At 64.1% G+C, this 12299-nt stretch carries 11 protein-coding genes; 6 read left to right on the top strand and 5 right to left on the bottom strand.

Annotated features, from left to right (window positions below):
• Window positions 1-5 precede the first annotated feature (5 nt).
• Window positions 6-755: a precorrin-6A synthase (deacetylating) gene (gene cobF, locus ACVINW_RS35735; RefSeq protein ID WP_456755626.1), complete on the top strand. Its 750-nt coding sequence runs from the start codon at window positions 6-8 to the stop codon at window positions 753-755.
• Between the two features lie 37 nt (window positions 756-792).
• Here cobF and ACVINW_RS35730 read toward each other — a convergent pair whose 3' ends face one another.
• From ACVINW_RS35730 to ACVINW_RS35720, 3 genes are all read right to left on the bottom strand, one after another.
• Entirely contained in the window at window positions 793-984 is a 192-nt protein-coding gene (locus ACVINW_RS35730) for a hypothetical protein (RefSeq protein WP_456755625.1), read from the bottom strand.
• Window positions 985-1322: 338 nt separating this feature from the next.
• A complete protein-coding gene (locus ACVINW_RS35725) occupies window positions 1323-1829 on the bottom strand; it encodes a YkgB family protein (protein ID WP_456755624.1) in 507 nt (168 codons plus the stop codon).
• 35 nt (window positions 1830-1864) lie between these two features.
• Window positions 1865-2401 carry a carboxymuconolactone decarboxylase family protein gene (locus ACVINW_RS35720; RefSeq protein ID WP_456755623.1) on the bottom strand — a complete coding sequence of 179 codons (537 nt, stop codon included), beginning with the start codon at window positions 2399-2401 and terminating at the stop codon, window positions 1865-1867.
• Window positions 2402-2531: 130 nt separating this feature from the next.
• Between ACVINW_RS35720 and ACVINW_RS35715 the strand changes: the two genes are divergently transcribed.
• A complete protein-coding gene (locus ACVINW_RS35715) occupies window positions 2532-3494 on the top strand; it encodes an AraC family transcriptional regulator (protein WP_456755622.1) in 963 nt (320 codons plus the stop codon).
• Between the two features lie 10 nt (window positions 3495-3504).
• Here the strand turns inward: ACVINW_RS35715 and ACVINW_RS35710 are convergent, their stop codons facing one another.
• Together ACVINW_RS35710 and ACVINW_RS35705 are read right to left on the bottom strand one after the other, a co-directional pair.
• Entirely contained in the window at window positions 3505-4431 is a 927-nt protein-coding gene (locus ACVINW_RS35710; protein WP_456755621.1) for a response regulator, read from the bottom strand.
• Entirely contained in the window at window positions 4421-7789 is a 3369-nt protein-coding gene (locus ACVINW_RS35705; protein ID WP_456755620.1) for a hybrid sensor histidine kinase/response regulator, read from the bottom strand. The genes ACVINW_RS35710 and ACVINW_RS35705 overlap by 11 nt, the downstream gene beginning before the upstream one ends.
• A gap of 170 nt (window positions 7790-7959) precedes the next feature.
• Between ACVINW_RS35705 and urtA the strand changes: the two genes are divergently transcribed.
• The 4 genes from urtA to urtD all read left to right on the top strand — a co-directional run bounded on the left by urtA (window position 7960) and on the right by urtD (window position 12271).
• Entirely contained in the window at window positions 7960-9222 is a 1263-nt protein-coding gene (gene urtA, locus ACVINW_RS35700; RefSeq protein WP_028331438.1) for an urea ABC transporter substrate-binding protein, read from the top strand.
• A gap of 203 nt (window positions 9223-9425) precedes the next feature.
• Window positions 9426-10352, top strand: coding sequence for an urea ABC transporter permease subunit UrtB (gene urtB, locus ACVINW_RS35695; protein WP_456755619.1), 927 nt, complete (start codon window positions 9426-9428; stop codon window positions 10350-10352).
• Between the two features lie 17 nt (window positions 10353-10369).
• A complete protein-coding gene (gene urtC, locus ACVINW_RS35690; RefSeq protein ID WP_456755618.1) occupies window positions 10370-11503 on the top strand; it encodes an urea ABC transporter permease subunit UrtC in 1134 nt (377 codons plus the stop codon).
• Between the two features lie 12 nt (window positions 11504-11515).
• The gene (urtD, locus tag ACVINW_RS35685) at window positions 11516-12271 is read left to right on the top strand and encodes an urea ABC transporter ATP-binding protein UrtD (RefSeq protein ID WP_456755617.1); all 756 of its coding nucleotides are present in this window, start codon (window positions 11516-11518) and stop codon (window positions 12269-12271) included.
• The last annotated feature ends 28 nt before the right edge of the window (window positions 12272-12299 follow it).

The raw sequence follows: 12299 nt of genomic DNA, 5'->3' as shown, positions 1-12299 counted from the left end.
CGGCGATGTTGACGCTGTCCCTGATTGGTATCGGTTGCGGCGATCCGCAGCAGCTCACGCTCGCTGCGATCGCTGCGATCAACGCCGCCGACCTGATCCTGATCCCACGCAAGGGGACCGCGAAGTCGGACCTCGCCGAATTGCGCCGGACGATCTGCGCGCAAGCCTTGAGCAACGACCGCACGCGCATGGCCGAATTCGACCTGCCCGTGCGTGACGCCGCCGAGGAGGACTACCGCAAGGGCGTCGACGATTGGCACGATGCGGTCGCTGCGACTTGGTCGCAGGAAATCGCGCGCCAACTCGGCGGCGAGGGGCGGGTTGCGCTGCTGATCTGGGGCGATCCTTCGCTGTACGATTCGAGCCTGCGGATCGCGCAACGGCTCGATCCGCAGCCCACGATCGAAACGATCCCAGGCATCACCTCGATCCAGGCGCTGTGCGCGGCGCATGCGCTGCCGCTCAACGAGATCGGCGAGCCATTCCTGGTCACGACCGGCCGGCGGTTGCGCGAGGGCGGTTGGCCCGCCGGCGTCGATACCATCGTGGTAATGCTCGACGGCGGCGCCGCCTTCCAGACGCTGGATGCTGCGGGCTTGACGATCTGGTGGGGCGCCTATCTCGGCATGTCCGATCAGATCATCATGGCGGGGGAGCTCGCAGAGACAGGACCTCGCATCGTCGCCGCGCGGCGGGAGGCGCGTGCGCAGCACGGCTGGATCATGGACTGTTATGTCTTGAAGCGGAGATCGTGATCGGGGATTGCGCCGGCATGCGATGCGCCGTCGCCAATCAGGTCTTCAACCCGCGAATGGAAGGCTGGATGGTGAGGCGATAGGCAACGAGCCTGTCGCCCTCGAACTGCTCGAGCGTTGTCTCGCAGACCGGGCAGCGATACTCGCCCTTGCTTGCTGATCCGGATGCCAGCTCAAGGCGTCGGAATCCAGCCCCGCAGCGCGGACACGTGACGTCGTCCTTCTTCATCAACCCACCCCAGAACAACACCGGCGTATTTTGTAACCCAGACCGCGCGGCGGAACTATGGTCATGGCGGAGGGCTGCGGACCGTTCGTGCATGGGAACAAACGATGCACCGGCACCGGGCGGGAGGCCACGCCGCCGATCGCGCCGAACGGAGGCCATTCCGCAAATCCGGCAATGGGTTATGCTTGGCCTTAAGCGGCCTTGGGCCGCCGTGCCTGCGCAGCAACAGCGGCCACCATGTTGCCGTGTTCGAGGGATGCTGCGCCTCAATCCGCCGGCGTGCGCGATCGCCGGTGTGCGCGAGGGCCCACCGGCGCTCAATCGCGATCAGCCGAGATCTATTGCCTGGTCAGACGAACCACGTCCTGCCTCAGCAAGTAAAGCGAGACGGCGAGCAGGACGACGTCCTTCATCAGGAAGGGCACGTTGCCGGTCATCGCGGGGAAACCTCCGGCGGCAACGTCCCAGCCATCGGGCATAAACGGGATGATGGTGACGGTTGCGATGAAGGTGCCGGTCGAGCCAAGCGCGCCGAGCACGCCGAGCCGCTTGTCCCAGAAGCCTGCGAGCAGCAGGGATCCGAACGTCCACTCCGAGGCGCCGAGGAAGTAGCTGGCGCCGGAATGGCCGAAGGCCGGATACAGCCACCAGATCAGCGGCCCGTTGCTGATGAACGGCACCAGCCGTTCGAATTCGTAGGGGAACCACTTCTGGTACCCGAAGAACAGGAACATGATCACCATCGCGGCGCGGACGACGTGATAGTCGAGATCCTCGGCGAGCAGGCCGGACCTGTACAGTGCGCGAACAATCCGGTTGTCAGCTGTGCTGGAAAGCGTTGTCATAGTCGTGATCCCTTGTGTGACATCGCCCGGTCGCTTCACGCGACGGCGGGGAAGTCGATGTCGGTGTCGTTGATGCGGTTAAAGACGTTGGTGAAGATGATGGTCGCGAACGCCAGGCTGATCTCGACCAGTTGCGCGTCGCTGTAGCCGGCAGCCTTGATCGCGGCGAAGTCCTCGTCACTCACGGTGCCGCTCGACTGCGCGAGCTTGCGAACGAAGCCGATCAGCGTGTCCTGCCTGGCATCGCCGGTAAGTGCGCCGTCGCGGATCTGCTTCAATGCGTCGGCCTTGACGCCGGCAAGCTTGGCGAGATGGGAATGCGCGGCGACACAGTAATCGCAGCCACCGGCGGTGCTGACCACGAGCTTGATGATTTCCCGATCGCGCTTGGACAGGCTGCCGCCGGCCAGCACCGCATCCGCGGCGAGGATCGACTTGAGCGCGGCAGGGCCGTGGGCGGCGACGGCCGCATAGGCGTTCGGGACGCTGCCGGCCGCCTTCTTGATCTGGGCGTAGATCTGGCCGGACGGGCCGGTATCGGTTTCGAGGTTAGGGACTGAGAGGCGAGACATGATGCAACTCCATGTTTGCGATTGTGAGCAAGTACGGAGTGACAATAGGAGCGTGAAATGAGACATTGAATGTCCATATTGCTCGAATATATGCTCAATCGTCTCATAAATTGCCTCGGGGGAACTGGTGGTGGATTGGCTCAGTCGGCTGTTCGAAATGATGCCGGTGCGCGGGCGGCTCGATATTCGCTGCAGTTACAGCGTCCCCTGGCGTATCGAGCAGGGCCCGGGTGTGACCAACGAGATCCCCTATCACGCGGTGCTTGCCGGCTCGGCGATTCTGGACGATCCCGCGGGCGGACAGCCATTGCTGCTGAAGGCCGGAGACATCCTGCTGCTTCCCGGCAACCCGCGACACGTGATGCACGACGGAAGCGGGGCGGCGCCGCTGCAGGCGCGTAACCGGGCGGCGCGGAATTTCACGATCAGCGAAAACCTCGGCTCGGACGAGCGGCTTGACCTGCTGTGCGGGCACTTCGCGATTGCACCTCCGCACGACCGTCTGTTGCGCAGTTATCTTCCGCCGCGTCTTGTGGTGCATGCCGGCGCAGGTACGGAAAAGGGGACGGCTGCCCAGCTCGCCGGACTTGTGTCCCTGATGCGCAGCGAAACGGCCGACGATCATCTCGGCGGCCACGCCATGCTCAACGCGCTGTCGACGGCAATGTTCACGCTGGTGTTGCGGCTTGCGAGCGAGATCGATGCAACATCACAGGGACTTCTCGCTCTGGTCGGCGATCCCAGGCTTGCGCCGGCGGTGGCCGCAATGTTCAGCGCGCCTGCGCACGCATGGCCGCTGCCGGAGCTGGCGCGCCTGTGCAACATGTCGCGCGCCACGCTGGCGCGGCAGTTCCAGGAGAAGCTCGGGCGATCGGCGAGCGATCTGCTGACCGACATCAGGATGACGCTCGCAGCAAATGAGTTGAAGGGATCATCGCTTTCGACCGGCGCCGTTGCGGAGATGGTCGGATACCAATCGGAGGCCGCCTTTCAGCGCGCCTTCAAGAGCCATATGGGCGTGACGCCGGCGCAGTGGCGAAAGATGAAACCGCCGGAACAAGAAACTGCTGCGCCCGCCGATCCGAAAGGCTAGAGGCGCTAGATCAAGACTTCCGATGCCTGGCGTTGACCGCGATTGCCGCGGCGGCGGTGCGGTTCTCGACCCCGAGCTTGGCGTAGATCTGCTCGAGGTGCTTGTCGACGGTGCGCGGGCTTAAGCCCAGGATCTGCGCAATGTCGCGGTTGGTCTTGCCCTTGGAAAGCCAGGACAGCACCTCGCCCTCGCGGGTGGTGAGGCCGAGCTCGCTCGAGAATTCGGCCGGCATGTCGCCGCTGGTGTCCTTGGCGAGCCGCAGCAGGAACTCGTTGGGACCGAGCTTGCCCATATATTGCAGCCGTAGCTGCTCATTGCCGGGGAACGACGCCACCGTCGCGGTCTTCTTTCCCGCCGTACCCTTCTGCGCCTGCTCGAGCCATTGCGGCATCGGCTCCGGCAGCACGAAATTGTCCGCGGCGTCGGCGAGTGTGTCCGACAGCAGCCGCTGCGCCTGCGGCGTCGCCCAGAGCAGCGCGCCTGAACTGTTGACCGCGAGCAGGTAGCGGCCGGAGACGTCGAGCGCGGCGCGGGCGCTCTGCGTCATCCGCGCATTGGCGAGATGGACCCGGATCCGCGCCAGCATCTCCTCGACCACGATCGGCTTGGTCACATAGTCGACGCCGCCGGCCTCCAGCCCGCGCACGATGTGCTCGGTTTCGGCCAACCCCGTCATGAAGATGATCGGCACGCCGTCGAGCCCGGCGTCGCGCTTCAGCCGCCGGCAAGTCTCGAAACCGTCCATGCCCGGCATCACGGCATCGAGCAGCACGATGTCGGGGGTGATCTGGTCGACGATGCGCATCGCAGAGGCGCCGTCGAGCGCGACCATCACGGTCATGCCGGCGCCGTCGAGCGCGTCGGTCAGCAGGCGCAACGTCTCCGGAGAGTCGTCGACGACGAGCGCGACGTCGCGCTTTCTTGGTTCAATGGTCATAGCTGTGCAATGTCTTCAACGTCGCCATGTATTGATCGAGATCGAAGCGGTCGATCAGCGTGCGCATCTGGCCGACGAAGTCGGCATGTTCGGGATGTTCATTGCCGATCTCGTCGAGCTTGAGCTGGATCGCCCTGATATAGCCGAGCTGGCCGAGGCCGATCAGCTCCTCGACATAGCTCACCGGCGGGCGCGAACCGCTGTCGGGCTTCCATTGCGCAGGCGAGGCCGGCTCGGCCTCGTACTGCCATTCGATCTTGAGCAACTGCCGGATGGCCTCGAGCAGCCGCGGGATGTCGATCGGCTTCATCAGATAACCGTCGTGGAATGGCTGCGCCAGCGGCGCGCCATGGGCCTCCAGCGCGCTCGCCGAGATCATCAGGATACGCGCCTGGTGATGGCCCTCGGAGCGCAGGGTTTCGGCGATCGTCCAGCCGTCCATGCCGGCCATCGAGATATCGAGCAGGAACATGTCGGGACGGCAGTGCTGCGCCAACGCAAGGCAGCCCGGTCCATCCGGTGCGCTGAGCAGGATGAAGCCGAGCGGCGCCAGGATTTCGCGCAGCAGGTCGCGATGGGTCGGATCGTCGTCGGTGATCAGGATCGTCTTGCGCGGACCGTGATAGCCGTACACGGGAGCATCGACCGGCGCATCGCGGCGCGGATTGGTGACCTCGGACAGCAAGAGCTTGACGCGGAATGTGCTGCCGGTGCCGACCGTGCTCAACACCTTGATGTCGCCGCCCATCACGCCCGCGAGCAGGCGGCTGATGGTCAGGCCAAGCCCGGTGCCGGTCTGCGGCTGGGTGACGCCGAGCGCGCCGCGCTCGAACGGCGCGAAGATCCGCTCGAGGTCGTCGGGCTGGATGCCCGGCCCGGTATCGATCACCTCGAACTCGGCGACCGGGCTGCGGTAGTGCACCACGAACTGCACCTGGCCGGACTGGGTGAACTTGATCGCATTCGAGAGCAGGTTGATCAGGATCTGCCGCAGCCGCTTCTCGTCGGCATAGACCACGACCGGCAGCACGGCGGGTCGCCTGAACACGAAGTTGATGCCTTTTGCTGCCGCCTGCAGGCGAAACATGCCGACCAGCTGCTCGAGGAAATCGTTCAGCCGCACCTCGTCGCGCGACAGATAGAGACGGCCGGCCTCGATCTTGGAGATATCGAGAATGCCGTCGATCAGTCCCGACAGATGATCGGCGCTGCGGCGGACCACGCGTACCTGCTCGCGCGGCCGAATGTGGAGACTGTCGTCCTGCTCCAGTAGCTGCGCGTAGCCGGAGATCGCATTCAGCGGCGAGCGGAGCTCGTGGCTGAGGCCCACCACGTAGCGGCTCTTGGCAAGATTGGCTGACTCGGCGACTTCCTTGGCGCGCTGCAGCTCGGCATCGGTGCGCTTGTGGGCGTCGATTTCCTGGATCAGCAGCGTGGTCTGCCGCTTGGTCTCTTCCTCGGCGGCGCGCCGGCTCTGTTGCGCCAGCACGAACAGCCAGGCGACGACGCCGATGATCAGGGTCAGCGCGAAGAACACCTTCCACAGCACGTCGGCCAACAATTCGTTGGCGTGCACGGCTGCCGTGGTCTGCAAATAGATCAGGCCGAGCACCAGCGCCACAAGGCCGGCCGAGACGGCGAACACGCCGAGGTAATGGCCTAGCTGCGAATTGAGGCGGGCATAGATCGGCTGCGGCATCACCCTGCCGAGCGCGTCCGAGACCTGCGCGCCGATCCGGCCATGCGGCTTGCAGAGGTCGTGGCAGCGCGCGTCGAGCGAGCAGCACAGGGAGCAGATCGGCCCGGCATAGGCCGGGCAGGAGGCCATGTCCTCGGGTTCGAACGCATGCTCGCAGATGCAGCACTGGATCGATTCAATGTTCTGCCAGCTCCGTTTCGGCTTGCGCGCGATGTAGTACTTGCCGTCGGTCGCCCAGGCAATCAGGGGCGCGGTGATGAACGCGACCGCGAGCGCCACAAAGGCGGACAGCGCCTTCGCGGTCGGGCCGAACAGGCCGTAGAACGCGCTGATCGAGACCACGGTCGCGATCGTCATCGCACCGACGCCGACCGGATTGATGTCGCAGAGATGCGCGCGCTTGAACTCGATGTGCTGCGGCCGCAGGCCGAGTGGCTTGTTGATGACGAGATCGGCCACCAGCGCGCCGACCCAGGCGATCGCGACGTTGGAGTAGAGCGCCAGCGTCTGCTCCAGCGCCTTGTAGACGCCGATCTCCATCAACAGCAGCGCGACGACGACGTTGAACACCAGCCAGACGACGCGGCCGGGATGCGAGTGGGTGAGCCGGGAGAAGAAGTTCGACCAGGCGATCGAGCCGGCATAGGCGTTGGTGACGTTGATCTTGACCTGCGACAGGATCACGAACGTGCCGGTCAGCGCCATCGCGAGATCCGGCTGCGACAGCACGTAACGGAAGGCCTCGAGATACATGTTGGCGGGCTCGGCCGCATGCTCGGCCGATACGCCGTGGCTGAGCGCGAAGAAGGCGAGGAACGAGCCGGCCAGCAGCTTGAGCGCGCCGAGCACGATCCAGCCTGGACCGGCGCCGAGCAGTGCGATCCACCAGGCCTTGCGCGAGGTGCGGCGGTCGCGCGGCAGGAAGCGCAGGAAGTCGACCTGCTCGCCGATCTGCGCCACCAGCGCGAACACCACCGAGGCTGCGGTGCCGAACAGCAGCAGATCGAGACTCCCTGCGGGATCGCCGTGATCGCCGGCGAATGTGCGCCACTCGGTGAAGGAATGCGGATTGGCCCAGGCGATCGCCGCGAACGGCATGATGTGGAGGATGATCCACAGCGGCTGCGTCCAGAGCTGGAAGCGGCTGATCAGCGTGATGCCGTAGATGACCAGCGGAATGATCACGACCGCGCTGATCAGATAGCCGATCGGCCGCGGGATGCCGAAGCACATGTCGAGCGCGCTGGCCAGGATCACCGCCTCGATCGCGAAGAAGATGAAGGTGAAGGAGGCGTAGATCAGCGAGGTGATGGTCGAGCCGATATAGCCGAAGCCGGCGCCGCGGGTCAGCAGGTCGATATCGATGCCGCATTTGGCGGCGTGATACGCGATCGGCAGCCCGCACAGGAAGATGATGACGCTGACGACCAGGATCGCGGCGGAGGCGTTCATCGCGCCGTAGTTCAGCGTGATGGTGCCGCCGATCGCCTCCAGCGCCAGGAAGGAGATCGCGCCGAGGGCGGTGTTGGCGACGCGGGCGGCGGACCAGCGCCGCGCGCTCTTGGCGGTGAAGCGCAGCGCGTAGTCTTCCAGCGTCTGGTTGGCGACCCATTGATTGTATTGGCGCCTGACGCGGTCTATCCGCTGCCGCCCTGCCACTTCGCTCTTACTCCTGGTCCACGATGCGCTGATCGCGGGCAAATCCCGTACCAAAAACCTACGTCGCTATTTTGCGGTGCAGTATACGCGATCTCACGTATCAGTGCGCTGCACAAAAGTAAGCAATCCTCGCCTCATCAATAAGCGTTCTCGAACCAGATGGGGTGCTCATGTCAGACGAAACAAAACCAGGCCTGAAGTCTCCGCTCCGGCGCAAGCTCTTGATGGGAATGGCGGCCTTGCCGGCCGTTTCGATGCTGGGCCGTCCGGCATTTGCCGACGTTCCCGCAACCTCCGCGGTCAACACCACGGGTCTTGCAGTCACCGATAGCGAAGTCACGGTCGGCATCCTGCATTCGGTGACCGGCACCATGGCGATCTCCGAGACCGGCTCGGTCGAGGCCGAAAAGCTCGCGATCGAGCAGATCAACGCCGCCGGCGGCGTGCTCGGCCGCAAGATCAAGTTCATCCAGGAAGACGGCGCCAGCGATTGGCCGACCTTCGCCGAAAAGGCCAAGAAGCTGCTGGTCAACGACAAATGCGCCGCCGTGATGGGCTGCTGGACCTCGGCCTCGCGCAAGGCGGTGCTGCCGGTGTTCGAGCAATACAACGGCATGCTGTACTACCCGACCTTCTACGAAGGCCTCGAGCAGTCCAAGAACGTGATCTACACCGGCCAGGAGGCGACGCAGCAGATCATCGCCGGCCTCGACTGGGTCAACAAGACCAAGGGCGCCAAGAGCTTCTACCTGCTCGGCTCGGACTACATCTGGCCGCGCACCTCGAACAAGATCGCGCGCAAGCACATCGAGAACCATCTGCAGGGCTGCAAGGTGGTCGGCGAGGAATACTTCCCGCTCGGCTCGACCCAGTTCAACTCGGTCATCAACAAGATCAAGCTGACCAAGCCCGACGTGATCTACGCGATCATCGTCGGCGGCTCCAACGTCGCGTTCTACAAGCAGCTCAAGGCGGCCGGTATCGACCTGTCGAAGCAGACGCTGCTCACCATCTCGGTGACCGAGGACGAGATCGACGGCATCGGCGGCGAGAACATCGCGGGCGCCTATGCCTGCATGAAGTACTTCCAGTCGCTCGACAATCCGAACAACAAGGCCTTCGTGCCCGCGTTCAAGAAGATGTGGGGCGAGAAGACCGTGATCGGAGACGTCACCCAGGCTGCCTATCTCGGCCCGTGGCTGTGGAAGTTGACCGTGGAGAAGGCGCAGAGCTTCGACATCGACAAGATTGCGGCAGCGTCCCCCGGCGTCGAGTTCAAGGGCGCGCCGGAAGGTTACGTCCGGATCCACGAGAACCATCACCTCTGGTCGAAGACCCGCGTCGGACGCGCCAAGGCCGACGGCCAGTACGAGCTGATCTACGAGACCGCCGATCTGGTCGAGCCGGATCCGTTCCCCAAGGGCTACCAGTGAGCCGGTAGCCCGCATGAGCCAACGGGTCGCGCGAACGCGCGCCCGATGACAGGCTCCGCGATATGCGGGACCGTCCCGGGTATCGCTGCCGCTCACCCGGGCTACGAAGCTCCACAACGCATCGCGGCGTGGACGTTGTCGTCCACGCCGCGGAACGAGCGTCGCTTGACCGGCGGCGCCAGCCCCTTGGACTGGAGAACCAGATGTTCGGCGACTATTCGATCAGCGACCTCGGTGCCATCCTCGCGATGCAGGGATTTGCCGGGCTCATCCTGTTCTCCGTCTACGTGCTGATGGCGCTGGGGCTTGCCATCATCTTCGGCCAGATGGGCGTCATCAACATGGCCCATGGCGAGTTCATGATCCTCGGCGCCTACGTCACCTGGATGACGTCGAACGCCGTGCAGCATGTCGCGCCCTGGCTGTTCCCGGGATACTTCTTCATCGCCATGATCCTGGCATTCATCGCCTCCGGCGCGCTCGGCATGCTGGTCGAGTGGGCGCTGATACGTCATCTCTACAAGCGGCCGCTCGATACGCTGCTCGCGACCTGGGGCCTCAGCCTGATCCTGCAGCAGGCCTATCGCTCGATCTTCGGCGCGCGTGAGGTCGGCGTCGAACTGCCGGACTGGATGATGGGCTCCTGGCAGGCGACCGACTCGATCCAGATCCCGATCAACGGCATGTTCGTGATGGCGCTGACCATCCTGATCACGATCGTCGTGTTCTACATCCTGTTCTGGTCGAGCTGGGGCAAGCAGGTGCGCGCCGTAGTGCAGAATCGCGTGATGGCGGGCGCCGTCGGCATCAACACCGAGAAGGTCGATCGCTACACCTTCGGTCTCGGTTGCGGCATCGCGGGTATCGCCGGCTCGGCCTTCACCATGATCGGCTCGACCGGGCCGACCGCCGGCCAGCTCTACATCGTCGACACCTTCCTGGTCGTGGTGTTCGGCGGCGCCGCCTCGTTGTTCGGCACCATCGCCTCCGCCTTCTCGATCTCGCAGACCCAGTCGACGCTGGAGTTCTTCCTGTCGGGATCGATGGCCAAGGTGATCACGCTGCTGACCATCGTCGCGATCCTGATGGTGCGTCCGCAGGGGCTGTTCGCGCTCAAGGTCCGCAAATAAGAACAAGCAGGCTGGTCATGATCAACTCGCGCTTTTTCAATCGCTCCGAACTGCTCGGCTTCCTTGCGCTCGCGGTGCTGCTGTTTCTCGTCCTGCCGCTGTCGCTCGATATCTTCCGCCTCAATCTGGTCGCCAAATATCTGACCTACGCCTTCGTCGGCATCGGGCTCGTGCTGTGCTGGGGCTATGGCGGCATCCTGAGCCTGGGGCAGGGCGTGTTCTTCGGCCTCGGCGGTTACTGCATGGCGATGTACCTCAAGCTCGAGGCATCGTCGGTCGCGAACACCAAGATCCAGTCGACGCCGGGCATTCCCGACTTCATGGACTGGAACCAGCTGACGTCGCTCCCCTTCTTCTGGAAGCCGTTCCATAGCTTCCCGGTCACGCTGCTGGCGATACTGCTGGTTCCCGCCTTCTTCGCGCTGATCATCGGCGCTGCGATGTTCAAGCGCCGGGTCGGCGGCGTGTACTTTGCGATCATCACGCAGGCAATCGCCGCGATCCTCACCATCCTGATTGTGGGGCAGCAGGGCTACACCGGCGGCATCAACGGCATCACCGACCTGCGCACGCTGCACGGCTGGGATATCCGCACCGATCACGCCAAGTTCATTCTGTATTTCGTTGAGGTTGTGCTGCTGTTCGGATGCATCGTCGCCGCGCAGTTCATTCGCCTGACAAAGCTCGGGCGCATCCTCGTGGCGATGCGGGAGCAGGAGGATCGCGTGCGCTTCTCCGGTTACAGCGTCGCCAACTTCAAGATCTTCGCGTTCTGCGCCGCCGCGGTGTTCGCCGCGATCGGCGGCGCGATGTTCACGCTCGAAGTCGGCTTCATGTCGCCGTCCTTCGTCGGCATCGTGCCGTCGATCGAGATGGTGATCTACACCGCGGTCGGCGGCCGGATGTCGATCTTCGGCGCGGTCTGGGGCGCGCTCTTGGTCAACTTCGCCAAGACCAGCCTTTCGGAATCCTTCCCGCAGCTCTGGCTGTTCGGCCTCGGCGCGCTGTTCATCGCGGTCGTGCTCGCCTTCCCGAACGGGCTGTCCGGCATCTGGGCGGACCACGTCCAGCCCCGCATCGATCGTTTGTTGTCATCGCGCAAATCGAAATCGGCGGCCGGCATGATCGCCGACGGCGCACCGGCCGAGTGAGGAGGGACCATCATGCTCGTCGGCCATCAGCCCAAGGAATTCCTGCTCGCGGTCTCCGGTCTCACCGTGTCCTTTGACGGCTTCAAGGCCGTCAACGATCTCTCCTTCTATGTCGAGGAGAACGAGATCCGCGTCATCATCGGCCCGAACGGCGCCGGCAAGACCACGGTGCTCGACCTGATCTGCGGCAAGACGCGGGCGACGTCAGGCTCGATCCAGTTCCGCGGCCAGGAGCTGACAAAGCTGCGCGAGAACGAGATCGTGCAGGCCGGCGTCGGGCGCAAGTTCCAGACGCCGTCGGTGTTCGAGGATCTCACCGTGTTCGAGAACCTCGAGATCTCCTTCCCGCGCGGCCGCACCGTGTTCGGCTCGCTGACCTTCCAGCGCGACGATACCGTCAAGCAGCGGGTCGAGGAGGTCGCCGAGATGATCTTCCTGAAGGACCGCCTCAACACCTATGCCGACCAGCTCAGCCACGGCCAGAAGCAGTGGCTCGAGATCGGCATGCTGCTGATCCAGGATCCGGACCTGCTGATGCTCGACGAGCCGGTCGCTGGCATGAGCGTGTCCGAGCGCGCCAAGACTGCCGAGCTGCTCAATCGCATCATCAAGGACCGCTCCGTGCTGGTGATCGAGCACGACATGAAGTTCGTCGAGGACATCGCCCACAAGGTCACCGTGCTGCACCAGGGACAGATCCTGTCCGAGGGGACGATGGACCACGTCAAGAACGATCCCAAGGTCATTGAAGTTTATTTGGGCCACTGACTGATGATCACGGTCGATCGACCTGCAA

It is taken from the genome of Bradyrhizobium sp. USDA 4461, from assembly GCF_054055655.1.
This window is presented reverse-complemented; position numbering and strand designations above follow the sequence as displayed.